23 protein-coding genes are annotated in these 24806 nt (G+C 69.8%); 17 read left to right on the plus strand and 6 right to left on the minus strand.

From position 1 onward, the window contains the following. Position 1: 1 nt before the first annotated feature. On the plus strand, positions 2-733 hold the full coding sequence (locus tag AC07O8_RS26725) for an ABC transporter ATP-binding protein (protein WP_495050934.1): 732 nt from the start codon (positions 2-4) through the stop codon (positions 731-733). Positions 734-1043: 310 nt separating this feature from the next. Continuing rightward, complete coding sequence (locus tag AC07O8_RS26730) at positions 1044-1976, plus strand: HDOD domain-containing protein (protein WP_495050935.1); 933 nt, start codon at positions 1044-1046, stop codon at positions 1974-1976. Positions 1977-1997: 21 nt separating this feature from the next. Here the strand turns inward: AC07O8_RS26730 and AC07O8_RS26735 are convergent, their stop codons facing one another. After that, positions 1998-3599 (minus strand): glycine betaine ABC transporter substrate-binding protein, encoded by a 1602-nt coding sequence (locus AC07O8_RS26735; protein WP_495050936.1) that lies wholly within the window; start codon positions 3597-3599, stop codon positions 1998-2000. Beyond that, positions 3596-4492, minus strand: a complete 897-nt coding sequence (locus AC07O8_RS26740) for a LysR family transcriptional regulator (protein ID WP_495050937.1) — start codon at positions 4490-4492, stop codon at positions 3596-3598. Before AC07O8_RS26740 ends, AC07O8_RS26735 begins: the two co-directional genes overlap by 4 nt. Positions 4493-4591: 99 nt before the next feature. On the opposite strand from AC07O8_RS26740, the gene AC07O8_RS26745 reads away from it, so the two are divergent. Further along, positions 4592-5542, plus strand: a complete 951-nt coding sequence (locus tag AC07O8_RS26745) for a DMT family transporter (protein ID WP_495050938.1) — start codon at positions 4592-4594, stop codon at positions 5540-5542. A gap of 124 nt (positions 5543-5666) precedes the next feature. Next, positions 5667-6275 carry a hypothetical protein gene (locus AC07O8_RS26750; RefSeq protein ID WP_495050939.1) on the plus strand — a complete coding sequence of 203 codons (609 nt, stop codon included), beginning with the start codon at positions 5667-5669 and terminating at the stop codon, positions 6273-6275. 30 nt (positions 6276-6305) lie between these two features. On the opposite strand, the gene AC07O8_RS26755 is transcribed toward AC07O8_RS26750, so the two are convergent. Next, the gene (locus AC07O8_RS26755; protein WP_495050940.1) at positions 6306-6971 is read right to left on the minus strand and encodes a GntR family transcriptional regulator; all 666 of its coding nucleotides are present in this window, start codon (positions 6969-6971) and stop codon (positions 6306-6308) included. Between the two features lie 216 nt (positions 6972-7187). Between AC07O8_RS26755 and yajC the strand changes: the two genes are divergently transcribed. The 4 genes from yajC to AC07O8_RS26775 all read left to right on the plus strand — a co-directional run bounded on the left by yajC (position 7188) and on the right by AC07O8_RS26775 (position 13078). Then, on the plus strand, positions 7188-7517 hold the full coding sequence (yajC, locus tag AC07O8_RS26760) for a preprotein translocase subunit YajC (RefSeq protein ID WP_067278751.1): 330 nt from the start codon (positions 7188-7190) through the stop codon (positions 7515-7517). A gap of 155 nt (positions 7518-7672) precedes the next feature. Beyond that, positions 7673-9580, plus strand: a complete 1908-nt coding sequence (gene secD, locus AC07O8_RS26765; RefSeq protein WP_495050941.1) for a protein translocase subunit SecD — start codon at positions 7673-7675, stop codon at positions 9578-9580. A 36-nt stretch (positions 9581-9616) separates the two neighbouring features. Beyond that, complete coding sequence (gene secF, locus AC07O8_RS26770; protein WP_495050942.1) at positions 9617-10651, plus strand: protein translocase subunit SecF; 1035 nt, start codon at positions 9617-9619, stop codon at positions 10649-10651. 33 nt (positions 10652-10684) lie between these two features. Beyond that, positions 10685-13078: a DUF1631 family protein gene (locus AC07O8_RS26775; protein ID WP_495050943.1), complete on the plus strand. Its 2394-nt coding sequence runs from the start codon at positions 10685-10687 to the stop codon at positions 13076-13078. A gap of 119 nt (positions 13079-13197) precedes the next feature. On the opposite strand, the gene AC07O8_RS26780 is transcribed toward AC07O8_RS26775, so the two are convergent. The 3 genes from AC07O8_RS26780 to AC07O8_RS26790 form a co-directional block, all read right to left on the minus strand. Continuing rightward, complete coding sequence (locus AC07O8_RS26780; protein ID WP_297529036.1) at positions 13198-13650, minus strand: Smg family protein; 453 nt, start codon at positions 13648-13650, stop codon at positions 13198-13200. 111 nt (positions 13651-13761) lie between these two features. After that, positions 13762-14877 carry a DNA-processing protein DprA gene (gene dprA, locus AC07O8_RS26785; RefSeq protein WP_495050944.1) on the minus strand — a complete coding sequence of 372 codons (1116 nt, stop codon included), beginning with the start codon at positions 14875-14877 and terminating at the stop codon, positions 13762-13764. A gap of 43 nt (positions 14878-14920) precedes the next feature. Further along, on the minus strand, positions 14921-16081 hold the full coding sequence (locus tag AC07O8_RS26790) for a LysM peptidoglycan-binding domain-containing protein (RefSeq protein WP_495050945.1): 1161 nt from the start codon (positions 16079-16081) through the stop codon (positions 14921-14923). A gap of 227 nt (positions 16082-16308) precedes the next feature. Here AC07O8_RS26790 and def point away from each other — a divergent pair, with 227 nt between their 5' ends. The 9 genes from def to AC07O8_RS26835 all read left to right on the plus strand — a co-directional run bounded on the left by def (position 16309) and on the right by AC07O8_RS26835 (position 24709). After that, the gene (gene def, locus AC07O8_RS26795; protein ID WP_495050946.1) at positions 16309-16821 is read left to right on the plus strand and encodes a peptide deformylase; all 513 of its coding nucleotides are present in this window, start codon (positions 16309-16311) and stop codon (positions 16819-16821) included. Positions 16822-16832: 11 nt separating this feature from the next. Continuing rightward, complete coding sequence (gene fmt / locus AC07O8_RS26800) at positions 16833-17789, plus strand: methionyl-tRNA formyltransferase (protein ID WP_495050956.1); 957 nt, start codon at positions 16833-16835, stop codon at positions 17787-17789. 142 nt (positions 17790-17931) lie between these two features. Beyond that, positions 17932-18777, plus strand: coding sequence for a zinc metalloprotease HtpX (htpX, locus tag AC07O8_RS26805; RefSeq protein WP_495050947.1), 846 nt, complete (start codon positions 17932-17934; stop codon positions 18775-18777). Between the two features lie 222 nt (positions 18778-18999). Further along, positions 19000-19416 carry a hypothetical protein gene (locus AC07O8_RS26810; RefSeq protein ID WP_495050948.1) on the plus strand — a complete coding sequence of 139 codons (417 nt, stop codon included), beginning with the start codon at positions 19000-19002 and terminating at the stop codon, positions 19414-19416. A gap of 203 nt (positions 19417-19619) precedes the next feature. Beyond that, positions 19620-20402: a head GIN domain-containing protein gene (locus AC07O8_RS26815; protein WP_495050949.1), complete on the plus strand. Its 783-nt coding sequence runs from the start codon at positions 19620-19622 to the stop codon at positions 20400-20402. A 102-nt stretch (positions 20403-20504) separates the two neighbouring features. Then, complete coding sequence (locus AC07O8_RS26820; RefSeq protein ID WP_495050950.1) at positions 20505-21251, plus strand: AzlC family ABC transporter permease; 747 nt, start codon at positions 20505-20507, stop codon at positions 21249-21251. Continuing rightward, positions 21248-21577, plus strand: coding sequence for an AzlD domain-containing protein (locus AC07O8_RS26825; protein WP_495050951.1), 330 nt, complete (start codon positions 21248-21250; stop codon positions 21575-21577). The genes AC07O8_RS26820 and AC07O8_RS26825 overlap by 4 nt, the downstream gene beginning before the upstream one ends. A 201-nt stretch (positions 21578-21778) precedes the next feature. Then, on the plus strand, positions 21779-22972 hold the full coding sequence (locus tag AC07O8_RS26830; RefSeq protein WP_495050952.1) for a phosphoglycerate kinase: 1194 nt from the start codon (positions 21779-21781) through the stop codon (positions 22970-22972). Between the two features lie 183 nt (positions 22973-23155). Further along, positions 23156-24709, plus strand: coding sequence for a M48 family metallopeptidase (locus tag AC07O8_RS26835; protein WP_495050953.1), 1554 nt, complete (start codon positions 23156-23158; stop codon positions 24707-24709). Positions 24710-24806 lie beyond the last annotated feature (97 nt).

Below are 24806 nucleotides of genomic sequence, written 5' to 3' on the forward strand. Positions count from 1 at the left end.
CATGAGCGAGTTGCTGAAGGTCAGCGGATTGCATGCGGGCTACGGCCGCGCGGAAGTGCTGACGGGCCTGGACCTGCGGCTGCGGACGGGCGAGGTGGTGACCGTCATCGGGCCGAACGGCGCCGGCAAGAGCACGACGCTGAACGCGTTGATGGGCGTGCTGCCGGCCAGCGGGCAGATCGTCTTCGACGGCGAGGACATCCAGGGACTGAGCCTGGAGGATCGGGTGATGAGGGGCCTCGCGCTCGTGCCCGAGAAGCGCGAGCTCTTCACGACGATGTCGGTGGAGGACAACCTGGTGCTCGGCGGTTTCCGCCCCATGCGCCTGGGCGTGAAGGGCTGGCGCGACGAGCTGGAGCGCGTCTACGCCTTGTTCCCGCGCCTCAAGGAACGCCGCGTCCAACTCGCCGGGACGCTGTCCGGCGGCGAGCGCCAGATGCTCGCGGTCGGACGTGCGCTGATGGCGCGTCCCAAGCTCCTGATGCTCGACGAGCCCAGCCTGGGGCTGGCGCCGCTGATCGTGAAAGAGGTGTTCCGCATCGTCGCGCAGCTGCGCGAGGCCGGCGTCTCCATCCTGCTGATCGAGCAGAACGCCCGCGCGGCGCTGGAGGTCGCCGACTACGGCTACGTGCTCGAGACCGGCGAGATCGCGCTGGAGGGCCAGGCCGCCGATCTGGCGAAGGATCCCCGCGTGATCGAGACCTACCTCGGGTCGAGCCGCAAGCCGCAGTGAACCCGCCCTGGCGTGACGGAAACGCCGTACGTCCGCGCCGCCCACCCCGAATCGGGGGGAGAAGCGTGACGCCCACGAAACACCGGCACGAGGACGGCCGACCATAATTCGCCGAATCCGCGCCATGGCTCTGCTGTCCTCCCTCCGCAAACTGTTCACCGGTTCCGCCGACCCCAAGTCGACTGGCGGAGCCTCTGCCACGGGCGGCGCAGCCAGGGGCGCACCGACCCCGCCTCCGCCGGCCAAACCGGTCGGAGCCCCCCTCCCGCCCGCGCTCTCGCCGGTGTCCTCGCATTCGCAAGGCCCCAGCATGGTGTCGACCCAGACGGCGGTGTACAGCGGCGGTGAGATCGTCTTCCCCAGCCTCGATGCCTCGCCGGAATGGCTGCACTTCAGCACCCGGCTGTTCGGACTGTCGCGTCTGAAGGACGTGCCGCCTTCCTCCGGCGAGCAGGGCCTGATGCAACGCCTGCAGGCCCAGCGCGGCTCGCAGTGGGCCGATCTGCTGCCCCGGCTGCCCGCCGTGCTGCCGCAGCTGATGCGCCTGGTGCGACGCGGCAACGTGTCCTCGGCGGAGTTGGTGCAGCTGATGTCGCGCGATCCCAGCCTGGTCGGCGAGCTGATGCGGCTCGCCAACTCGCCGCGCTACCGCACCGAGCGCGAGATCACGGATCTCGCTGGCGCGGTGATGGTGCTCGGCCAGCAGGGCCTGGACCAGTTGGTGATGAGCGTCGCGATGCGGCCGCTCTTCCATCAAGGCAAGGGGCGCTACGGCAGCCGCTCCGGCACGCTGCTCTGGGACCTCAGCGAGCGCACCGCCTTCGCGACGGCGCGCCTGGCCAATGCAGGCGATGACGAATTCGCCGCCTACCTCGCCGGGCTCAGTTCGCAACTCGGGCTGATGGCGTTGCTGCGCGCGCTGGACGGGATGTCCGCGCCGTCGGTGCCGCCGCTGGATCGCGAAGGCCTGCATCGCCAACTGCTGCCCTTGACGGCCACCTGGTCGGCGCAGATCGTCGAGCATTGGGGATTCCCGGCCCAGGTCGCCGAGGCGCTGGCGCCGAGACCGGGCCGGGGCGCCGAGTCCGCCGTCCTCGCCCACCTGGTGCGCCAGGCGCAGGCGGTCGCCTTGCGTCAGCTGATGCAGCCGGGACTGCAGTCCGCGCAACTGGGCGACTGGTCGGCCGCGCAGCAGCGCTGCTACGCGGACCTCGAGCGCGAGTTCGCCGCCGGCGAGGCCTGAGTCCTCGGGTGCCGGGCGCCTTCAGGCGCCGCGGCTTCTCGCCAGTCTCCAGGCCATCAGGCCAAACGCACTTTCGAAGAGCAGGGCCAGCGCCGCGGCCGGCAGCGCGCCCGCGAGCAGCAGGGTCTGGTCGTTCAACGCCAGACCGGTGACGATGCGCTCCCCGTAGCCCCCGGCGCCGATGAACGCCGCCATCGTCGCCGTCCCGACGGACAGGCTCGTGGCCGTGCGCAAGCCCGCGAGCATGACCGGCAGGGCCAACGGCAGTTGCACCGAGCGCAGCACCTGACCCCGCGTGAGCCCGAGCGCGCGTGCGGCGGTGGTCAGGCCCTCCGGCACCTCGCTGAGGCCGACCGTGCAATTGCGCAGCACGGGCAGCAGGGCATAGAGCGTGAGCGCGACCAGCGCCGGCACCGGCCCGATGCGGTTCATCGCCCAGATCAGCAGCGCCAGCATGGCCAGCGAAGGCACCGTCTGCAGCAGCGCGCAGACGGCCAGCAGCGCCTCGCGCCAGCGCGGCCACGGGTGCAGCGCGACCGCCAGCGGCACGCCGACCAGCGCGGCCAGCGCGACGGCGCCCAGGACCAGCGCCAGATGCTGCAAGGTGAGGCGTCCGAGATCGGGTCCGGTGAGTCTCGACCACAGGCCGGACTTCGCTGTCTCAGTGCTCGTCGAGGACGAGGCGGTGCCCGATGCGGATCCGGACGCGGATGCGGATGCGGATGCGGTCGAGCCGGAGGCCGCGGCGGTCTGGCCGTGAGCCGCCAGGAACCCGCGCGCTATCGCATCGAACGGCTGTCGCTCGACTTCGGCCTGCGCGTTCATCGCGATCATCGCGGTCTCGTCGATGCGTCCTCGCAGGGTCTGCAGCGCCGCCCAGGCACGCGGATGACGCTGCGGCAGATCGAGGCGATACAGCAGCACCGCGTCGTAACGCGGGAAGAAGTGTCCGTCGTCGGCCAGCACGGTGAGGTCGAGCGCGGCGATCTGCGCGTCGGTCGTGTAGACGTCGGTGACATCGATCTGCGCGTCGGCGAGCGCCCGGTAGGCCAGTCCGTGGTCGAGTCCCGCCGGCGTCTGCGGCAGCGCGTAGCGCTTCGACAGACCCGGCCAGCCGTCGGCGCGCCCCAGGAATTCGTTGCTGAGGCCGAGCTTCAGCGTGGCCTGTGCTTTCAACTGCGACAGCGTGGTGAGCCCGAGTTCGCGCGCCTGGGCCGATCGCATCGCCAACGCGTAGCCATTGTTGAAGCCGAGCGGCACGCCGATCGCCAAGCCCAGCGGCCGGAGCTCCGCCTGCAGCTGGTCGAGCGGCGCGCCGGTGGACGCATGGCCGAGGATCTCGCGCTCGATCGTGCCGAGGTATTCGGGATAGACGTCGATGCTGCCCGCCTTCAGCGCCGCGTGGACGATGGCGGTGTTGCCCAGGCCCTGTCGGATCTCGACCTCGGCGGTCGGATCGTCGGCGCGCACCGTCTGCGCGAGCACCTCGGCGAGGATGTAGCTCTCCGTGAACCGCTTCGAGCCGATACGCAGCGGCTCGCCGGCCCAGGCGCCCGACGCGCCCGCGAGCGCCGCGCAGACCATCAGGAGAAGCAGCGGCCGCAGCCGTCGGATCAGCGTCATCGGCGCAGCATAGTCGAGCCCGTCCGGTTGCGCGCCAGCGTGCGCAAGACCTGGCCCGCGAACGCGTCGGCCGCCGCCGAGCCGGTCGAGGCCTTGCTGCGCATCAGCACCACCGACATCGCCGGCAGCGAGGTCGCCGGCGGCATGCCGTGCCGTTCGTCGAGCAGTTCCATGCCCTCGGGCACGCTGCAGCGCGTGAACAGCGCGATCGCCAGGCCGCTTTCCACGGCGGCCAGCATGCCGGCCGGACTGGCGCTGTCGCAGACGATGCGGTGCGGCCGCTTCAGGGCCGCCAGCGCGGACAGCGCCGCCTTGCGCGCCAGGCTGCCCGATTCATAGACCGCGACGGGCAAGGGCGTCTGCCGCCAAGCTTCGAAGCGCGGCGCCCCGAACCAGGCCAGCGGCTCGTCGAACAGCGGTTGCCCGCGCCCGGCGCGATCGCGCGTCACGACGGCCACGTCGACTTCGCCGCGGGCCACCCGGGGGATGAGCACCGTCGACTGCTGGCAGACCAGGGTCAGTTCCACGGACGTGTGGCGACCGGCGAAGTCGCGCAGCACCGGCGTGAGGTAGGGCAGGGCGTAGTCTTCCGGCACGCCGATCGTGAGCCGGCCGTGCAGCGTCTCGCGCTGGAGTGCCTGCACCGCCTCGTCATGGTGGGCGATCAGGCGGCGCGCATGGCCGAGCAGTTCGCGTCCCGCCGGCGTCAGGTCCAGCCGGCGTGGCGTGCGCACCAGCACCGGCTGGCCCACCGCCTGCTCCAGCTTGGCGATCTGCATGCTCAGCGCCGACTGGGAGCGGTGCACCAACACGCCGGCGGCCGTCAGCGAACCCGCATCCACCGCCGCCACGAAGGCGCGGAGCCAATCCAGTTGAAGATCGGTCGAGGGCATCAGGTCCTCCGCCCCGCCGGGGCATCCATTCGATTCCCCGATGCTAAGCGTGACGAGGATTCGTTTTGCTGAATCGCAGCGTCGGCTCAGACTCGGCGCATGTCCTCTTCACTCGCTTCTTCTTCCGACGCTGCCGCGCCCGTTTCCGGATCGGAGGATCGACGCCAGCGCGAAGGACAGGCTCTCATGGTCGGCGGCGGCCTGCTGCTCGGCACGATCGGCGTGTTCGTCGAAGAGGCGGCGCAGGATCCCGCCACCACGGTGTGGTTCCGCTGCGTGTTCGGGCTCGCGGCGTTGCTCGCGTGGGGAGCCGCGCGCGGTCAGCTCGGCGAGCTCGTCCGGTTGCGGGGGCGCACATTGGGCGCCGTGCTCGCGGTGGGCGTGCTCACCGTCCTGAACTGGGGACTGTTCTTCGCGGCGATCCCGCGTTGCTCCATCGCGGTGTCGACCGTCGTCTTCCATGTGCAGCCTTTCTGGTTGATGGCGATGGGAGCGTTCTGGCTGCGTGAACGCGTGTCGCGCGCGCAGTGGGCGGCCGCGGCCATCGCCTTGGGCGGTCTGGTCCTGGCCACCGGTATCGCGGATGAGGTGTTCGCATCCGCCGGTGTCGAGGGCGGCGCCCTGCAGCGGCCCGGTTATGCGCTCGGGGTGGGCATGTGCCTGCTGGGCTCGTTGACCTACGCGGCGGCGAGCTTCATCGCCAAGCGCGAGGCCGAACGCGCCGGCTCATTCGCCCTGTCGGCGGGACAGTGCGTCGTGGGCGCCGTCGTGCTGCTGCCGTGGCCGCTGATGCACGGGCTGCCGACGGTCGGCGCCGCCTGGGGTTGGCTGGCGGGGCTCGGCATCCTGCATACCGGGCTGGCCTATGTCGTCCTGTACGCCGGCATGGCGCGGCTGGTCACCGGACGCATCGCGGTGCTGCAGTTCGTCTATCCCGGCACCGCCGTGCTGGTCGATTGGGCGGTCTATGGCCGGGCGCTCAGTCCCGCGCAGATGGTCGGTGTCGGCCTGATCGCCGCCGCGCTGTGGACCCTCAGGCGTCGCGCCTGACGGACGCACCGCGCCTCCCTCCCTGCGGCCTGTCCGTCCGGGGATGCAGTTGGTCGCCGCGTCAGCGCCAGCGGTCCCGCCGGTTCGTACAGTGCGTCGCACACCACGAACCAGGGAGCGTCCCGTGATCCAGCCGTCGATCTCTTCGCCGTCCTCGCTGTCTTCGCTGTCTTCGCCGCCGAACCCATCCCCCGCCTCCCGGCCCTCCGCGCGGACGGCCCGCGCGACGCTGCTGATCGGCGCCATCACCCTGACCCTCGGTGCCTGTGCCCAACCCGCGCCGCCGCCGCCCACCTCGGAGGGGTTCAGCGCCGGCATCAGCGTGGACGCCAGAGCCGACGGGGTCGACCTCGACACGCCGCTCTATCCCGGCGCCGTGCCCTACAAGGACCGCGACGAGGACAAATCGAGCGTGCAGATGAGCTTGTGGGGCGGGCTGTTCGGCATGCAGCTGGCGGCCGGGAAATACCAGAGCAAGGACGACGTCGACCGCGTCGCGAAGTTCTATCGCCGTGCGCTGTCGCGCTACGGCACGCCGCTGGATTGCGGCGCCGCCGACGCGCCGCGCGGCAAGCCGAAGGACGGCGGGCCGCTGACCTGCGACGACGACAAGCCCGATGCGGGCGGACAGCTCTACAAGGTCGGGCTGCCGAAGAATTTCCGCGTCGTCTCGGTGAAGCCTCTGCCGGACGGCACGACGCAGATCAGCGTCGCCCGCGTGCGCTTCCGCTGAGCGGTCCCCGGCGGGGTCCTGACGGCAGGTTCAGACGATCACCTGCTGCGTGAACGCGCGCAGGTGATCCATCAGGACGTCCGAGGCGGCCGCGGCGGCCTCTCCGTCCCCACCCGCGATCGCCTCCGCCAGCCGTTGATGCGCGCGTGCGCCCGCGGCGACGTCGCCCAGGTGCCGGTAGGCGTACCAGAAACGTCGGCACTGGATGATCATCGGCAGCACCGCCGCCACCGCGTACCGGTTGCGGCATGCGGTGTGGTTGACCCGGTCCAGCGCCTGGTCCACCCGCATGTAGGCCTCGAGGTCGTGCCGCTCGGCGGCCTCGGCCATGAGGGCCGCGCAGGCCAGCAGCGCCGAGCGCTGTTCCGGCGACGCCCGGCGGGCGGAGCAGCAGGCGATCAGCCGCTCCAGCGGCCGGCGCGCTTCCAGCAGGTCCAGGTGTTCCGCCAGCGGCATGTCGCTGACCAGCAGGCCGCGCCGCGGCTGCTGCGCGATCAGCCCGCTGGCGACCAGCCGCATCAGCGCCTCGCGCGTCGGCGTGCGCCCCAGTCCGATCCGCGCGATCAGTTCCGACTCCACCACCGGCGCGCCCGGGCGCAATTGCAAGGTCGCGATCAGCGTCTCGATCGCGTCGTAGGCCTGGTCCGCCTGGCGACGCTTGTCGATGTCCTGCAGCTCAAGGGTGTCTGAAGTCATGGGCGCGCATCATCGCAGGTCCCGCGTGCGGGTAACTCCGGGGCAGTATCGGATTGAGTTTGCACAGGTCAACCCCAGTTAAATCCGCGTCCGGCAGGCGCCGGGCCGGCCGGACGGGCCGCATACAATCACCGGTTCTTCCGTACGCCAGGACCTCGTGTCCGGCGGCGCTCCGGCCCGCGGGCCGACGCCAACGCAATTCCTGAGGATATCGACGTGTTTATCTCCAACGCTTTCGCCCAGGCCGCACCTGCTGCCTCGTCCGACCCCACGGGCGGCTTCCTGCAGATGCTGCCCCTGGTGGCCGTTTTCGTCGTCATGTACTTCGTGATGATCCGTCCCCAGATGAAGCGCCAGAAGGAGCACAAGACGATGGTCGAGGCCCTGGCCAAGGGCGACGAGGTCATCACCGGCGGCGGCATGCTCGGCAAGGTCGTCAAGATCGGCGAGCAGTACCTGACCGTCGAGATCGCTTCGGGCGTCGAGATCCAGGTCCAGCGCACGTCCGTCGTGCAGGTCCTGCCCAAGGGCACCGTCTCGAAATAATTCGAAACCCCGACCCGGGGCGGCCGCGATCCGCGTGACCGCTCCCTGACGACCCGGCCCGTGCCCCGCACGCGCCGGGTCGGTTTTCAGAGGCGCCCGACGGCCCGATGCCCCGCATCGGCGGACACGGCGCCTGGTTTGCAGAGGATGTCCTCATGAACCGTTATCCGCTGTGGAAGTACGCGCTGCTCGTCGTGGCGTTGCTGGTGGGCCTGATCTACACGCTGCCCAACCTGTTCGGCGAAGCGCCGGCGGTGCAGGTGTCCAGCGCCAAGGTCGTCGTCAAGATCGACGACGCGGTCCGCCAGCGTGTCGAGCAGGCGATCACGCAGGTCGGCGTCACGCCGGACTTCGTCCACCTGGAAGGCGGCTCGATCCGCGCCCGCTTCCATGACACCGACGCCCAGATCAAGGCCAAGGACGCGATCTCGAAGGCCCTGAACGGCAACGAGACGAACGACCCGACCTACATCGTCGCGCTGAACCTCGTGTCGCGCTCGCCGGCCTGGCTGACCGCGCTGCACGCCTTCCCGATGTACCTGGGCCTGGACCTGCGCGGCGGCGTGCACTTCCTGATGCAGGTCGACATGAAGTCGGCGCTGACGAAGAAGGCCGAGTCGATGGCCTCCGACGTCCGCACGATGCTGCGCGACAAGACCATCCGCCATGCCGGCGTCACCCGCGAGGGCAACGACGTCGTCATCAACTTCCGCGACGAGGCCGTCCGCACGCAGGCGCAGAACCTGCTGCGCGACCAGGTGCCCGATTTCGCCTGGACGCCGTCCGGCGCCGGCACCGAGTTGCGCCTGACCGGTTCGCTGACGCCCAAGGCGGTGGTCGCCGTCCAGGACGCCGCGATCAAGCAGAACATCACGACGCTGCACAACCGGGTCAACGAGCTGGGCGTCGCCGAGCCGGTGATCCTGCAGCAGGGCCGCGACCGCGTCGTCGTCCAGTTGCCGGGCGTGCAGGACACGGCCAAGGCCAAGGACATCATCGGCCGCACCGCGACGCTGGAAATGCGCATGGTGGACGACAGCGCCGAGGCCACGGCCGCGCTGGCGGGCACGGGGCCGGTGCCGTTCGGCACCGAGCGCTTCACCGAGAAGGACGGCGTCACGCCGATCATCGTCAAGCGCCAGGTGGTCGTCACCGGCGACAACCTGAACGACGCGCAGCCGAGCTTCGACGAGAACCACCAGCCCTCCGTGACGCTGAAGATGGACGCCAAGGGCGCCCGCATCGTCAAGGACGTCTCGCGCGAGAACATCGGCAAGCGCCTGGCGATCCTGCTGTTCGAGAAGGGCAAGGGCCAAGTCGTGACCGCACCCGTGATCCGCGGCGAGCTGGGCAACAGCTTCTCGATCACCGGCGGCGCCATGTCCACGCAGGAAGCCAGCGACACCGCGCTGCTGCTGCGCGCCGGCTCGCTGGCCGCCCCGATGGAGATCATCGAGGAACGCACCATCGGCCCGTCGCTGGGCAAGGACAACATCGACAAGGGCATCGCGTCGGTGACCTGGGGCTTCGTCGCGGTGGCGATCTTCATGTGCCTGTACTACATGATGTTCGGCGTGTTCTCCGCGGTGGCGCTGGGCTTCAACCTGCTGCTGCTGCTGGCGGTGCTGTCGATGCTGCAGGCCACGCTGAGCCTGCCGGGCATCGCGGCGATCGCGCTGGTCCTGGGCATGGCCATCGACGCCAACGTGCTGATCAACGAGCGGGTGCGCGAGGAACTGCGCGCCGGGCTCGCACCGCAGCAGGCGATCCACGCCGGCTACGAACGCGCCTGGGCGACCATCCTGGACTCCAACGTGACGACGCTGATCGCGGGCCTGGCGCTGCTGGCCTTCGGCTCGGGTCCGATCAAGGGCTTCGCCGTGGTGCACTGCCTGGGCATCATCACCTCGATGATCTCGTCGGTGATGTTCTCGCGCGCGCTGGTCAACCTCTGGTACGGCGGCCGCAAGCGTCTGAAGTCCGTCTCCATCGGCACCGTCTGGAAGCCCGGCACGACCGCGCTCCCGACCGAATCGGCGGCCGAGGCCGTCGAGGCCAAGTAACAACGGCTGCGGCCCCTGAAGCGAGCGCAACCCGCCATGGAATTCTTCCGAATCAAACGGGACATCCCGTTCATGAAACACGCGTTGATCCTCAACGCCGTGTCCTTCCTCACCTTCGTCGCCGCGGTGTTCTTCCTGGTCACGAAGGGCCTGCACTTCTCGATCGAGTTCACCGGCGGCACGGTGGTCGAGGTCCAGTATGCGCAGGCCGCCGACATCAACAAGACGCGTCACACCGTCGAGCAGATGGGCTTCGGCGAGATCCAGGTGACCAACTTCGGCACCTCGCGCGACGTCATGATCCGGCTGCCGGTCAAGCCCGACGTCAAGCAGGACGTGCTGGTGAGCCGCGTGTTCGCCGAGCTGTGCAAGTCGGAGAACGGCAGCGTCGTCGAGCACCAGGAGATCACGCCGCAGGGCGAGGCCGTGACGAGACAGGCCTGCGCGGTCGGGACCGCCGAGCCGCTGAAGCTCACCCGCAGCGAGGTGGTCGGCCCGTCGGTCGGCGCCGAGCTGGCGCACGACGCCGCGATGGCGCTGGGCTTCACCGTCATCGGCATCATGCTGTACCTGGCCTTCCGCTTCGAGTGGAAGTTCGCCGTGGCCGGCATCATCGCCAACCTGCACGACGTGGTGATCATCCTGGGCTTCTTCGCCTACTTCCAGTGGGAGTTCTCGCTGGCGGTGCTGGCGGCGATCCTCGCGGTGCTGGGCTATTCGGTGAACGAGTCGGTGGTCATCTTCGACCGGATCCGCGAGGCGTTCCGGAAATACCGCAAGCTCAACACCCACGAGATCATCGACCACGCGATCACGTCCACGATCAGCCGCACCATCATCACGCACGGCTCGACGCAGATGATGGTGCTGTCGATGCTGCTGTTCGGCGGCCCGACGCTGCACTACTTCGCGGTGGCGTTGACGATCGGCATCCTGTTCGGCATCTATTCGTCGGTCTTCGTGGCCGCGGCGATCGCGATGTGGCTGGGCGTCAAGCGCGAGGACCTGGTCAAGGCGGGTCCCGCCAAGCAAGGCGACCCGGACGACCCCAACGCCGGCGCGGTGGTGTAGTAGAGTCATCCGCACTCCTCAAACTCACGCTCGATGACCGCCGCCGACGCAAGATCCCAGGCCCTGGCTTCGCAAGCGCGGCGCGTCCACACGGAGGTGCTGCTGCGAGGACTGCCCGCCATGGTGGCGGTCCTGACCACGGCGGTGCAGGACCAGCTCTCGCAGCCGGCCGAGCACGCGCTGCAGATGGCCCGCCGCGACGCCTTCGAGGCGTGGCAACGCGCCTCGACCCCCTGGCATGCGCGGCTGGGCAAGTCGCTGCGCCACGCGTACCACCATGGCGCGGGCGACTCGCGGTCCGCCTCGCTGTCGTCGCGCCCGCAGAACCTGACCCTCGTCAGCGACGACACGATCGAGCGGGAGATCATCGCCTCGCGCCTGGCGCTGGCGATGATGGACAAGGCCAGCTGGGAATTCAGCGACCTGCGCAACCGGATGCAATCGCTCGAGCGCATCGAGGATCTTCCGCAGCAGGACCTGCTGCGTGCGCAGGTGCTGGCGCGGCTGGTGCTCGACGCCTGGTTCGAGGCGGGGCTGAGCAGCTCGGTCTGGCAGATGCTGCAGCGCTGGCTGCACCATGAGTGCTCCCAATTGCTCAACGAGGCCTATCACGAGGCCAACCACTGGTTGATCCAGCAGGGCGTGATGCCCGAGGTGGACCTGCGGCCCTTCATCCGTCGCAACGCGCCGGCGGGGGGCATGACGCAGGCCGCGCCGCTGGGTCCCGCGCAGGGCCCGGGCCAGGCGCATGGCGGCATCGCGCCGCAGGCCGGACAGCTTGGGCAGTCGGGACAGGCCGGCGCCCAGGCGGCCGGTCCGGCGGGCACGCCCGCCAGCCAGTCGGCCCAGCAGGTGATGGCGCAATTGCAGCGCGTGCTCGCGCGGCATGTGCCCGAACTGGCGCAGGCACCGGCGCCGACGCGTTCCGGCATGCCGGCCCCGGGACCGGCGACGCGCAGCGGGCTGCCCGCCGCGCCGGCCGGTCCGGGCACGATGGCCGGCCACCCGGGTGGTCCGCCGACACGCGCCGGCTCGCCGCGGCTGAGCGCCGCGATCAATCATGCGCAGGAAGCCGTGCAGCGGCGCGCGGACAAGGTGGTGACCGTCGATCAGCAACTGACGGCGCCGCAGGCGCTCGACGAGATCCGCCACCGCAACCAGGCCCTCAAGCAGGTCCTGAAGAACGCCGCCGACACGCCGGCCGAGCGCGCCACGATCGAGCTGGTCGCGCTGCTGTTCCAGGCCATCCTGCAGGAGGAACGCATCCCGCCGGCGATCCGCGTCTGGTTCGCGCGGCTGCAGATGCCGGTGCTGCGGGTGGCGGTCAGCGAGCCTGATTTCTTCGCCACGGACGACCACCCCGCGCGCCGCCTCATCGACCGGATGGGCTCCTGCGTGATGGGCTTCAGTACCTCGACCGCCGAGATCGGCGACGCCCTCGAGCGCGAGATCAAGCGCGTCGTGCAGGTCGTCGAGGCCTATCCGGACACCGGCCGACGGGTCTTCCAGACGGTGCTGACCGAGTTCGAGAAGTTCCTCGATCACTACTTCGAGCAGGAGAACGAGGTCTCGAAGAAGGGCGTGTCGCTCGCGCAGCAGGTCGAGCAGCGCGAGACGCTGGCGATCCAGTACACGATCGAGCTGCGCAAGATGCTGTCCGAGGTGCCGGTGCAGGACGGCGTGCGCGACTTCCTGTTCCAGGTCTGGGCGGATGTGCTGGCCGTGACGGGCGTGCGCTCCGGGCCCCAGGCCGAGCAGACGAAGGCGATGAAGCGCGCGGCCGCCGACCTGATCTGGTCGGCCAGCGCGAAGGTCTCGCGCGAGGACCGGGCCGAGGTCATCCGGCGCCTGCCGCCGCTGCTGAAGACGCTGCGCGACGGCATGGGCCACGCGGGCCTGACGCATGAGCGCCAGGACGAGCACATCCGTTCGCTGAACAATGCCCTGGCGGCCGCGTTCACGGCCAAGACCGCCGCGATCCCGCGCGAGCGGCTGGACGACTTGATGAGCCAGCTCGAGACCCTGGAAGCGATGCTGCCCTCGCCAGAAGCCGGCGAGATCAACGAGACGCTGGTGCGAGACCTCTCCAGCCACGAGTGCGAGGGCTTGGAGGTGGTCGCCGAGGGCGGCGCCGCGCCGTCGACGGCGATGCTGGCCTGGGCGCGCGAGCTGCAGGTCGGCAGCTGGTACATGCTCGACTACCGCGGCCGGGTCGAGCCGGTCCAGCTGGTCTGGCGCGGGCTGCGGCACCACCTCATCCTGTTCGTTTCGCCTCAAGGGCGGGGCGTGCTGTTCCAGGTGAGCCGGCTGGCCGCCTTCCTGCAGGCGGGACTGATGCTGCCGGCGCAGGACGAATCGCTGACCGTGAAGGCGACGCGCAATGCGCTCGCCAAGCTCGAGGTCGATCCCAGCCGCCTGCTGGCCTGACGCGGGTCAGGCGCCGCCGTCCGCCCATGAAAAAACCGGCGCCGCGATGCGGGGCCGGTTCTGCGGCTCGATCTCTGTTGTTCGATCTCTGTTCCGCGGGCGGCGGAGGGCTCAGTGGATCAATGGATGAGGCGCTCTTCCGGGGCGACGAAGAGCTCGTCGAGGATGAGCGCATCCGGCTCCTCGCCCAGGCTCCAGAACACCATCAACACGATGATCTTCAGGTCTTCCAGATCCAGCGGACCGCCGGGGATGGCCATCGCGCGATCGATCACCATCTCGCGCATGGCAGTCGGCAGCACGCCGGCCGAGGCCAGGAAACTGATGAAGCCGATCGAGCTCTCGCCCAGGTGATCCTGTTCCTCGCGCGTGTAGACGCGCATGCTGCGTTCGCCGGGCTCGCCGTGGTGGGACTCGGCCGCGCCGGCCAGACCGTCCAGCCACGACAGGGCGTCACGGATCTCGTCGTCCTCGAACCCGACCGCCGACAATTTCCGGGTCAGTTGCGCGTGATCCGGGCAGGCGTCGGGGCGCCAATAGGTTTCGTACAGGTAGACGAGGACGTCAAACATGGCGGGGACTATAACCGACGCTCCGAAAGCCCTTCCGGCCGAAATGAACGGTCCGGCGCCTGGAATTTCCCCCTCCGGACCCCCCGGATGCTGCGTTGGCGGCACCGCTGTTCACGTGGCGCGGCGGCGTTGAAACAGGGCGCCCGGCAAGCGGGCCACGCGGCCTTCCAACTCCAGATCCAGCAGCGTCGCGTTGAGTTCGTCCTGGGCCCAGCCGCTGCGCTGGGCGAGCTGTTCGAGTGACACCGTGTCCCGGCCGATCGCACGGAGCAGGGGGTGGTCCTCGTCGACCTCCACCGGGACGGGCGCCGGCTCATCGGCGTCCAGGTCCAGCGGTGCCGTGCGGGGCAGGCCGCCGACGGGCAACTCGTTGAGCAGGTCGTCCAGTTCCTGGACTAGGCAGGCCCCCTGCTTGAGCAGATGATGGCAACCCTTGGATTGCGGCGCATGGATGGGGCCCGGCACGGCGAAGACCTCCCGCCCCGCTTCGGACGCCTGGCGGGCAGTGATCAGCGATCCGGATTTCATGGCCGCCTCGACCACCAGGCAACCCTCCGCCAGCCCCGCGATGATGCGGTTGCGTTGCGGAAAATTCGGCGCCATCGGGGGCGTGCCGACAAAGTACTCGCTGACCAGCAGCCCGCGGCGCGCGACGTGGCGGGACAGGTCCGCGTGTTCCAACGGGTACACCTTGTCCGGCCCGGTGCCGAGGACCGCGATCGTGCCGCCCGGCGTGTTCAGTGCGGCCTCGTGCGCGGCGCCGTCGATGCCCTGCGCCAGCCCCGAGACAACGCAGAACCCTGCTTCTCCCAGGCCGGCGGCGAAGTACCGTGCGTTCTCATCGCCTTGCGGGCTCGGACGTCGACTGCCGACGACCGCCACGCAGCGCTGGCCGAGCAGCTCGCGCCGACCCTCGAGGTAGAGCATCAGCGGAGGATCCGCCGTGTGCAACAGCGGCAGCGGATAGTCGGGAGCGCCGAGGAGCAGGATCGAGCGGCGTTCACCGCCAGCCAGCCAGTCTTCGGTGCGGCGGACCAGCCGGTCGAGCTGGTCCGGGCCTTGGGTCAGCAGGGCGGCTTCTTCGGCCGTCACGGCGGCGCCCCATCCGGCGCGCCCCGCCCGGAGGGCGGTGCCGGGAGCGCCGTGGCGAGCGAGCAGCCGCCGCGCCGCGCCGCGTGAGACGCAGGACAGCAGATGCAGCCAGTCGCGCAGTTCGTCGGGGCTCATCCGTGCGGTCCTGAAGGCGACCCGGTCCGGAGAGCCGCCGCGCTTACGGCTGAGTGAAGCGGTCGCCGGCGACGACCGGTTCCTGGACCGTCAGGATCAGCGCATACGACACGCGGTCGAACACCTGGAAGACGAACAGCTGGCCGTGACGCTCGTCAGGCAGCTTGATCTCTTCGCGGCGCGCGGTCGTGGGATCGCGCACGACGCGGCCCATGTGCCACAGCGCCAGCACGTGGCCGCGCTCCAGGCCGTCGCGCTTGCCCTTGTTCAGCGCCACGATCTGGTTCTGCCCGGCGGTGATCGCATCGCCGTAGACCGAGATGATGGAGCCGTCGATGGCGCCCTGCGGCGCGTGGGGCACATAGTTCGTGTAGCCGCGTTCCGGCACCGGCGCCAGGCGGTCGCCCGGCTGCGCCTCGATGCGGTTCAGCGTCAGCGTCAGCGTGGACGGGACTTCATCCTTCGTGCCGGCGCCGCTGCCGGCGCGGGTCAGATCGGCAGTGCCGACATAGACCGCTTCGTAGCCGAGCACTTCCTTGGTCATCGGGTCGCGCAGCGGGCGCGGCTCGCGGAAGATGCGGAAGCTGTGTGCATCGGCGGCCAGGTTGCCGCGGGCGTAGGCCAGGTCGCCCTTGCTCATCCAGACGCGGTTCTCCTGCGCCGACACGATCCGGGGCGCGGTCGCCAGCTCGTTGTCGTTGAGCACCACCGCCTCGTTGAGGAAGGGCTCGATCAGGTGCTGGGGGATGGCGGCGATGGAGCCGTCGTACAGCGATTCGGAGCGCACGCGCGGCGAGAGCTTCACCGTGCTGCCCGGGGCGCCGGTGCCCACGTCCCGGCCCAGCTGGAGGCGGGCGCGGCCGTCGGCCTTGATCAGCATCAGCACCTGGCCGGGATAGATCAGGTGGGGATTGCGGATCTGGTCGTTGTTCATGCCCCAGAGCTCGGGCCAGCGCCACGGGCTCTTGAGGAAGATGCCCGAGATGGCCCAGAGCGTGTCGCCCGCCTTGACCGTGTAGGTGTCGGGCGCGTTGGGCGCCAGCTCGGACAGCGGGACGCCGGCCTGCGCGACCTGTTGCGCCGTCTGGCGCTGTCCCTGGGTGATGGGGAAGTCCCCCGCCGCAAACGACGGTGCGGCGGCAAAGGTGCCCGCCAGCAGGGCTGCAGAAATCATCGTCAAGCCCAGCGGCCGCCTTTGCGTCATTACTTGTTCTCCGCGCGCCGAGATCGAAGGCCCCTCGTGGCCAGTGGCGCTTTTGTGACGAGGGCCAGACTGACCGCCAAATCGGCGAAAATCAACCGTCTCGCTGGCGGCGATTCTGCCCCGGTTCAGGGGGCCCGGCAATGAACCGGCCCGCCCTCCCTTGCAAGCCCTTACAAACCGGCGTTGTGTGCTGTCCACAGCCGCGCACCGCGCCCCGCGTCCTCACCATGGCGAAACTTTCCATTCTTCGATACCCCGATCCGCGCCTGCACACCGTGGCCAAGCCCATCGCCACGGTCGACGACCGCCTGCGCGCGCTGGCCGACGACATGCTGGAGACGATGTACGACGCCGACGGCGTGGGCCTGGCCGCCACGCAGGTGGACGTGCACGAGCGCCTGCTGGTCATGGACGTCTCCGAGGAGCGCAACCAGCCACTGGTGCTGATCAATCCGGAGCTCGTCGCCCGCAGCGAGGAGATGATCGAGGGCGAGGAGGGCTGCCTCTCCGTGCCGACGATCTACGACAAGGTCATGCGCCACAGGAAGGTCACCGTGCAGGCGCTGGACCGCGACGGCCACACCTTCCAGTTCGACGCCGAAGGCCTGCTGGCCGTCTGCGTCCAGCATGAGATGGACCACCTCGCGGGCAAGGTGTTCGTCGAATACCTGAGCCCGCTCAAGCGCGAGCGCATCAAGACCAAGCTGGTGAAGAAGGCCCGCGAGGACGCGAAGTCCTGATGGCCGCGCCATTGCGCGTCGCCTTCGCCGGCACGCCGGAATTCGCGGCCGTGGCGCTGCAGGCACTGCTCGCTGCCGGGTTCGAGGTCCCGCTGGTGCTGAGCCAGCCCGATCGTCCGGCCGGACGCGGCATGAAGCTGCAGGCCTCGCCGGTGAAGCAGCTGGCGGTGGCGCGTGGCATCGCCGTGGCCCAGCCGCGCAGCCTGCGGCTCGACGGCAAGTTCCCCGAGGAAGCGCAGGCGGGCCGGCAGGCCCTGCTCGACGCGCGCCCGGACGTGCTCATCGTCGCCGCCTACGGGCTGATCCTGCCGAAGTGGGTGCTGGACCTGCCGCGGCTGGGCTGCCTGAACATCCACGGCTCGATCCTGCCGCGCTGGCGCGGCGCCGCGCCGATCCATCGCGCCATCGAGGCCGGCGACGCCGAGACCGGCATCACCATCATGCAGATGGACGAGGGCCTGGACACCGGCGACATGCTGCTGCTCGAGCGTCTGCCGATCGCCGCGGCGGACACGACCGCGACGCTGCACGACAAGCTGGCGGCGCTCGGCGGCCGGCTGATCGTCGAGGCCCTGGAGCTCGCCGCCTGCGGCGGCTTCCATCCGGTGAAGCAGCCCGAGGCGGGGGTCACCTACGCCCACAAGATCGAGAAGGCCGAAAGCCAGATCCGCTGGACCGACGACGCCGCGCAGATCACGCGCCGGCTTCGCGCCTTCGACCCGTTCCCGGGCGGCGTCGCGCAGCTCGACGGCGAGTCGGTGAAGGTCTGGCGCGCCGAGGTGGTCGAGGCCGCAGGCCTGCTCGGCGAACCGGGGCAGGTGCTGGCGGTTTCGCCGGAGGGGCCGATCGTCGCGTGCGGCGCCGGCAGCGTCCGGCTGACCGAACTCCAGCGCGCCGGCGGCAAGCGCCTGCCGGCGGCGGCCTTCCTGCAGGCCAGGCCGCTCCAGGCCGGCGCCCGGTTCGCTTAACCCTGACTGAATCGTTGGTGAAACCGGCCCGGGGCCGGCTTGAACCTGCCCGCCCCGCCGTCACTTGGGACATCAGGACGGTGTACCGTCCGGGTGGATTTCCCTTCGCGGCTGCGGCCGCTGTTTTCGAGGAGTGATTGCAATGTTCAACCTGATGAAGACCGCCATCCTGATGGCCGCCATCACCGCGCTGTTCATGGTGATCGGCTCCCTGCTGGGCGGCCAGACGGGCATGCTGATCGCGCTGGTCGTCGCGGTGGGCATGAATTTCTTCAGCTACTGGTTCTCCGACAAGCTGGTGCTGAAGATGTACAACGCCCAGGAGGTCGACGAACGCAGCGCGCCGCAGTTCTACAACATGGTCAAGGAACTGGCCGGGCGCGCCCAGCTGCCGATGCCCAAGGTCTACCTGATCGAGGAGAACGCGCCCAACGCGTTCGCCACCGGCCGCAATCCGGAGCACGCCGCCGTCGCCGCGACCACCGGCATCCTGCGTGTGCTGTCCGAGCGCGAGCTGCGCGGCGTGATGGCGCACGAGCTGGCCCACGTGAAGCACCGCGACATCCTGATCTCGACCGTCAGCGCGACCATGGCCGGCGCGATCTCGATGCTGGCCAACTTCGCGATGTTCTTCAGCCCGCGCGACAGCGAAGGCCGTCCCGCCAACCCGATCGTCGGCCTGCTGGTGGCCATCCTGGCGCCGATCGCGGCCTCGCTGATCCAGATGGCGATCAGCCGCGCGCGCGAGTTCGAGGCCGACCGCGGCGGCGCGGAGATCTCCGGCGATCCGCAGGCGCTGGCCACGGCGCTGGACAAGATCCACCGCTACGCCCAGGGCATCCCGCTGGAGACCACCGAGCGTCATCCGGAAACGGCGCAGATGATGATCATGAACCCGCTGTCGGCCGGCGGCCTCCGGGGTCTGTTCAGCACCCACCCGTCGACCGAGGAGCGCATCGAGCGCCTGATGGCGATGGCCCGCCGCTGAACCGCGCCCGCTGACCACCCTCTGAACGGCCAGCGCCCCCACCCCCTGACCCGTCGCCCCGCGCGACGAGGGGGTCGCGCCGAGGGGCTCCGGCGCCACGAAACACCGCCTCCTGGCGGTGTTTTTCATTGGATCGGGCTGGGCGGGGTCGACGGCACAATGGCCCGATGCCGCCGGTGCGCCTCGTTCAAGCGCCTGTCCCCGGCGGCCGAAAAGGACAGCATGAAGGCCTCTTTCCGTTCCCTGACCGTTTCGGCGGCGCTGCTCGGCGCCGCCGCGCTGCTGGCCGGCTGCGATCAGCTCGGCATCGAGGATCCCGCCAAGGTCGCGGCGGCCAAGCAGGCCGAGGGCAAGGCCATCGGCGGCGCCTGCCGCAACGCGTTGCGCGCCATCGAGGACTGCTACGCCCTGAACCCGAAGGCCCAGAAGGCCGCGGTCTACGACGGCTGGCGGGAGATGGACGAGTACATGCGCGAGAACAAGCTCGAGGGAACCCGTCCGCAGGTCGCGAATCCGCAGGCCAGCCGGCCTGCGGGCGCGGCCTCCGACGACGAGGAGGAATCGCCGCGCTCCGCCAAGGGGCAGGTGGGCGAGAAGGCCGCGGACAAATCCTCCGACAAGGGCAAGGGCGGACACTGACCGGCCGCCGGAAGCCTCGGTGCGGTCCCGGCCGCGTCTGACCGCCTGGGCGCGGCACGGCGCCCCGCGGTAGCGCCGGGTCGTCCGGAACATCGGTCAGCCGCGCAGTTGATCCCGTGGATGGTGCAGTTCGTCGTCGCCCGGTCGCGGGGCAGCGGCGGCGCAACGAAGATACGATCATCCGAAAGATCAGGAGATCGTTCATGACCACAACAACGTCGTTCCGTGCCACCCGCCGTCTGTTCGCCATCACCGCGTTGAGCCTGGCATCCGTGGGGGCTGTCGGCACCGCGCACGCCTGGTCGTTGAGCTTCGGCAGCTCGCAACGCATCGAGGGCAACGGCGAGGTCGCCGCCGACGCCCGCGACGTCGGCGCGTTCGACGTGGTCGCGCTGTCGGGGGACTTCAAGGTCCTCGTGCGCCAGGGGTCGGCCGACAAGGTCGAGGTCAAGACCGACCGTAACCTCTTCTCCTACATCGAGACGAAGGTCATCGACGGCAGCAAGGGCCGCACGCTGGAGATCTCGCCCAAACGCGGTTTCAGCCTGAACGCCCGCGGCACACCGACCATCACGCTGGATATGCGCCAATTGAGAGGGCTGTCGATCTCGGGCTCGGGCGACATCCGCGTCGAGGCGATGAAGACCGGCAACCTGGACGCCAGCATCGCCGGCAGCGGCGACCTGCGCGTGCAGGGCCTGGAGGCCGACCACGTGACGCTGCGCGTCGCCGGCAGCGGCGACATGCTGTTCAACGGCAAGGCCAATGCGCTGACGGTGTCGGTGGCCGGCAGCGGCGACGTCAAGACCCGCGAGCTGGTCGTCGACGAGGCCAAGGTCAGCATCTCCGGCAGCGGCGACGTCACCGTGGCGCCGACCCGCAAGCTGGACGTGCGCATCGCCGGTTCGGGCGACGTCGGTTACGTCGGCAGCCCGGAGATCAGCCTGTCCAACGCGGGCTCGGGGTCGGTGCGCAAGCTGAAGTGACGGCCTGACGCGGCGCCCCGGGGGCGCTGTGTGGACGCCCCTCGACGCGACAGCGGGCGAGGGGCGATTCGTTCGTGCAGCGCGCAGACGACAATCGCGCCCATGGCGGAAAGACTCACGGCGCTGGCGCGCCACCCGGAATTCAAGCGTGGCGCGAAGGAGATGCTCGGCATCACGCTGGGCATCTCGGCGTGGGGGCTGGTGACCGGCGTGGCCATGGTCAAGAGCGGCCTGGGCGTCGGGCTGTCGCTGCTGATGAGCCTGACGGTGTTTGCGGGCAGCTCACAGCTGGCCGCGCTGCCCTTGCTCGCCAGCGGCGCGCCGCTGTGGGTGCTCTGGGCCACGGCCTTCTGCGTCAACCTGCGCTTCGTCATCTTCAGCGCCCAATGGCGCCTGTACTTCGAGCCGCTGCCACGTGCGCAGCGGCTGTTGATCGGCTACTTCGCGGCCGACCTCAACTACGTCGCCTTCCTCAAGCGCTTCCCCGACCTGAAACCCGATCCGGAGCACCAGCTCCCCTACTTCTGGGGCGGCGTGGCGACCAACTGGTTCGCGTGGCAGATCCCGGCCATCGCCGGCATCCTGCTCGCCGACCGCATCCCGACGAACTGGGGCCTCGGTTTCGCCGGCGTGCTGGCGCTGCTGGGGCTGAGCTACTCGCTGCTGAAAGACCGCAACACCTGGGTCTCCGCCGTGGTGGCCGGCTGCGCGGCGGTGGCGGCGTATGCGCTGCCGCTGCGGCTCAACATCCTGGTGGCGATCGCCGCGGCGGTCGCCGTCGGCTTGCTGATGGAGAAGTGGCTGCCGCCGGCGGCCCCGTCCAACGCTTCCAACGGGAGATCCGCATGAACGTGTGGGAGGCGGTGCTGGGCATCCTGGGCATGGCGCTGATCACGATGGTCACGCGCAGTTTCTTCATGATCCCGGACCGCGAGATCCCGCTGCCGCAGTGGGTGCGTGACGGCCTGCGTTACGCGCCGCTGGCGGCGCTCGCGGCGGTGATCGTGCCGGAGATCGTCATGACGCAAGGCGAGCTGATCCACACCTGGAAGGACGCGCGGCTCTATGCGACCGCGGTCGGCACGGCCTACTTCTTCTGGAAGCGCGGCATCCTCGGGACCATCGTCAGCGGCACGGCGGTGATGCTCACGTTGAGGATAGTCCTGGGCTGGTAAGCCCGCCCGCGAACGGCCGGTGAGCGCACGCGCGCGGCCGGCGGTCGCCGGTTTCAGCGGCGTTCCGTCACCCGCTCGGACGAGGGTCGTCGTCACGCGGCTGTTAAGCTGCGGCCCGATTTGCCGGCGTTCGCATGCTGCGTCTCCGCCATGCGCGCGAGCCTCCGGCGCACTGCTTTCCAACTACTCGAAGCTCATCCCATGAACGTCTTGCGATTCGCCGATCTGATCGCCGCCGGCAAGGTGGCCGACCAGCGCGTCTTCATCCGCGCCGACCTGAACGTGCCGCTCAACGATGCGGGCGAGATCACCGAAGACACCCGCGTCCGCGCCTCGATCCCCGCGATCGAGATGGCGCTGAAGGCGGGCGCCGCCGTGATGGTCACCTCGCACCTGGGCCGCCCGACCGAGGGCGAGTTCAAGCCCGAGGACTCGCTGGCACCCGTCGCCAGGCGCCTGGGCGAGCTGCTCGGCCGTGAGGTGCCGCTGGTGGCGAACTGGGTCGACGGCGTCGATGTCAAGCCGGGTCAGGTCGTGCTGCTCGAGAACTGCCGCGTCAACAAGGGCGAGAAGAAGAACGACGAAGCGCTGTCGAAGAAGATGGCCGCGCTGTGCGACATCTTCGTGCACGACGCTTTCGGCACCGCGCACCGCGCGGAGGCCTCGACCTATGGCATCGCGCAGTTCGCGAAGATCGCCTGCGCCGGCCCGCTGCTGGCGGCCGAGATCGACGCGATCACCAAGGCCCTGGCCAATCCGAAGCGCCCGCTGGTGGCGATCGTGGCGGGCTCCAAGGTGTCGACCAAGCTGACCATCCTGAAGTCACTGTCGGCCAACGTCGACGGCCTGATCGTTGGCGGCGGCATCGCCAACACCTTCCTGCTGGCGGCCGGCCTGAAGATCGGCAAGTCGCTGGCCGAGCCCGACCTGGTCGGCGAAGCCAAGGCCGTGATCGAAGCCATGAAGGCGCGCGGCGCCGCGGTGCCGATCCCGGTGGACGTGGTGACGGCCAAGACCTTCGCCGCCGACGCGACGGCCACGGTCAAGGCCGCGACCGACGTCGCCGACGACGACCTGATCCTGGACATCGGCCCGAAGACGGCGGCCCTGCTGGCCAAGCAGCTCAAGGCGGCCGGCACGATCGTGTGGAACGGTCCGGTCGGCGTGTTCGAGTTCGACGCCTTCTCCCACGGCACCGAGACCATCGCGCGCGCCATCGCGGCGTCGGACGCGTTCTCCATCGCCGGCGGCGGTGACACGCTCGCGGCGATCGCCAAATACGGCATCGAAGACCAGGTGGGCTACATCTCCACCGGCGGCGGCGCCTTCCTCGAAGTGCTGGAAGGCAAGACCCTGCCCGCGTTCGAGATCCTGGCCAAGCGCGCGCAGGGTTGAAGACCCTCACCACCGCCGCTGCCCTTCTTTCTCCCTCTCCCGCTTGCGGGAGAGGGCCGGGGTGAGGGCCAGCGGCGGAGGCAGTACGGCAGTCGCGCGGCTGCTGAACATCGAGGGCGCCGACGAGCGCCCTTTTCTTCGACCCGGTCCCACGCAGGACGCGGGCGCAGAGGGAGGAGGATCATGAGCGACATCGACGGAGCGACGCCTGCGGCGCGAGGTGCGGAGACCGGCGTCGCGCCGGTCTGGCTGGCGCTGGCCGCGCTGGCGGCCTCGTTCTTCCACCAGCTGATGCTGCTGGTGCCGGCGGCGCTGGTGACCTTGGCGCCGGCCGCGGTGTTCGACAACTGGCTCTTCTGGGGCGCGGGCGTGCTGGGCTTCGTGCTGATGGCCTGGCTGGCCCAGCCAAGCTGGCACGGATCGCCGCAACGCCTGACCCGCGAGCAGGCGCCGCGGCTCTACGACCGCGTCGACGAGATGACCGATGCCATCGGGGCTCCACGCCTTCATGCGATCGCGATCGACGACAGCATCAACGCGGGCGCGCTCGAAGAACATCGGGGCGTCTCGTTGCGGCCGACCCGGCGCGTGCTGATCCTCGGCCTGCCGCTGCTGCGCCTGCTGGACACCGCCGCGGCGGAGGCCGTGATCGCGCATGAACTGGGGCACTTCTCGCGCCGGCATGGGCGGCTCGGGCATTGGCTCTATCGCACGCGGGCGGCCTGGACCGCCTGGGCGGCAAGCGTTCGCGAGGACGAGGACGACAGCAGCCCGTGGGATCGCGCCGGCGCGAACTTCGCGGCGCTCTTCCTCCCGTGGTTCAGTCGTGCCTCGGAAGCTCATTCGCGGCGCTGTGAGTTCGAGGCCGACGCGCTGGCGGCGCAGTGGGCGTCGCCGGATGCGTTGGCACGTGCGCTGCTGTTAATCGAGATTGCCGTGATGCGCCAGAGCGATGCGCCCACTTCGCTGGACTTGGAGGCGCTGCGCGAGAGCGACGAGCCGCCAACGCAGTGGGCCGATCAGCCGGTCAAGGAACTCGTCGAACGTCCGCCGACGCCGGAGGAAGTCGCCGAAGCGCTGCGCCACCGCCAGCCGCAAGGGAGTCATCCGCCGCACCGCCAACGGATGGCGGCGCTCGGCGTGGTCGGAGAGTCGATCGGTCTGCGGCCGCCCGCTTGGGAAGAAAGCGCTGCCGCTCAATGGCTGGGCGGCGTGTGGTCGGAGCTCTGCCAAGCCCAGGGGCCGTGGGCAGGCCCTGGCGAGCGCTTGAGCTGGGCGATGGCGCATGAGGCGCTGGTCGGGTTCGACTTGGCCACGCCGCCCGAGTTGTCCGCGTTGCCGGCGCCGTCGGACGAGGCCGCCTGGCGTCGCCTTCATCGTCGGCAGGCTGCGGCCCAAGATGCCATCGAGCACGGGCGGGTTCAACCTTGCGAGCTCGCGCTGCCGCGGGTCGAGGCGCTCCGTCGGGCCGTGTCGGTCAACCCGGCCATCGTGCAGACTTGGCTCTTCGACGTGCCGGTCGAACCGCCGGTGTCGGCCATCGTGCTACGTGTCGATCCGGAACGGATGATCGCGATGAAGCTCACCCTTGAGCAGGTCGCGGCGACGTTGGCGTTGACGATGAGACTCGTGCTGCCCGCGGGGCGCGACTGGATGCCGCGCTTCAGCTACATGACCGAGGGGCTGCCCCCTGAATTGCAGGCGCGTGTCGATGCGACACCGCGCCTGAAGGGCTGAATGGCGTACTGCGTCGGCCGCTGGCCCTCACCCCCGCCCTTGTATGTAGCAAAGTACGCCCAGGCCGCCACAGGCCGACCAGCCCAGGGTAGGCGCT

Source organism: Roseateles sp. GW821-FHT09G09, from assembly GCF_059415965.1.

Bases quoted from the DNA above. Each gene is read 5' to 3' on its own strand.
- AC07O8_RS26820 (WP_495050950.1), top strand. From the start codon at position 20,505: ATGGCGGAAAGACTCACGGCGCTGGCGCGCCACCCGGAATTCAAGCGT.
- AC07O8_RS26780 (WP_297529036.1), bottom strand. From the start codon at position 13,650: ATGTTTGACGTCCTCGTCTACCTGTACGAAACCTATTGGCGCCCCGAC.
- AC07O8_RS26825 (WP_495050951.1), top strand. From the start codon at position 21,248: ATGAACGTGTGGGAGGCGGTGCTGGGCATCCTGGGCATGGCGCTGATC.
- AC07O8_RS26725 (WP_495050934.1), top strand. From the start codon at position 2: ATGAGCGAGTTGCTGAAGGTCAGCGGATTGCATGCGGGCTACGGCCGC.
- secD (WP_495050941.1), top strand. From the start codon at position 7,673: ATGAACCGTTATCCGCTGTGGAAGTACGCGCTGCTCGTCGTGGCGTTG.
- AC07O8_RS26730 (WP_495050935.1), top strand. From the start codon at position 1,044: ATGGTGTCGACCCAGACGGCGGTGTACAGCGGCGGTGAGATCGTCTTC.
- dprA (WP_495050944.1), bottom strand. From the start codon at position 14,877: ATGAGCCCCGACGAACTGCGCGACTGGCTGCATCTGCTGTCCTGCGTC.
- AC07O8_RS26830 (WP_495050952.1), top strand. From the start codon at position 21,779: ATGAACGTCTTGCGATTCGCCGATCTGATCGCCGCCGGCAAGGTGGCC.
- AC07O8_RS26745 (WP_495050938.1), top strand. From the start codon at position 4,592: ATGTCCTCTTCACTCGCTTCTTCTTCCGACGCTGCCGCGCCCGTTTCC.
- AC07O8_RS26755 (WP_495050940.1), bottom strand. From the start codon at position 6,971: ATGACTTCAGACACCCTTGAGCTGCAGGACATCGACAAGCGTCGCCAG.
- secF (WP_495050942.1), top strand. From the start codon at position 9,617: ATGGAATTCTTCCGAATCAAACGGGACATCCCGTTCATGAAACACGCG.
- AC07O8_RS26775 (WP_495050943.1), top strand. From the start codon at position 10,685: ATGACCGCCGCCGACGCAAGATCCCAGGCCCTGGCTTCGCAAGCGCGG.
- AC07O8_RS26835 (WP_495050953.1), top strand. From the start codon at position 23,156: ATGAGCGACATCGACGGAGCGACGCCTGCGGCGCGAGGTGCGGAGACC.
- AC07O8_RS26735 (WP_495050936.1), bottom strand. From the start codon at position 3,599: ATGACGCTGATCCGACGGCTGCGGCCGCTGCTTCTCCTGATGGTCTGC.
- AC07O8_RS26790 (WP_495050945.1), bottom strand. From the start codon at position 16,081: ATGACGCAAAGGCGGCCGCTGGGCTTGACGATGATTTCTGCAGCCCTG.
- def (WP_495050946.1), top strand. From the start codon at position 16,309: ATGGCGAAACTTTCCATTCTTCGATACCCCGATCCGCGCCTGCACACC.
- AC07O8_RS26740 (WP_495050937.1), bottom strand. From the start codon at position 4,492: ATGCCCTCGACCGATCTTCAACTGGATTGGCTCCGCGCCTTCGTGGCG.
- AC07O8_RS26810 (WP_495050948.1), top strand. From the start codon at position 19,000: ATGAAGGCCTCTTTCCGTTCCCTGACCGTTTCGGCGGCGCTGCTCGGC.
- AC07O8_RS26815 (WP_495050949.1), top strand. From the start codon at position 19,620: ATGACCACAACAACGTCGTTCCGTGCCACCCGCCGTCTGTTCGCCATC.
- htpX (WP_495050947.1), top strand. From the start codon at position 17,932: ATGTTCAACCTGATGAAGACCGCCATCCTGATGGCCGCCATCACCGCG.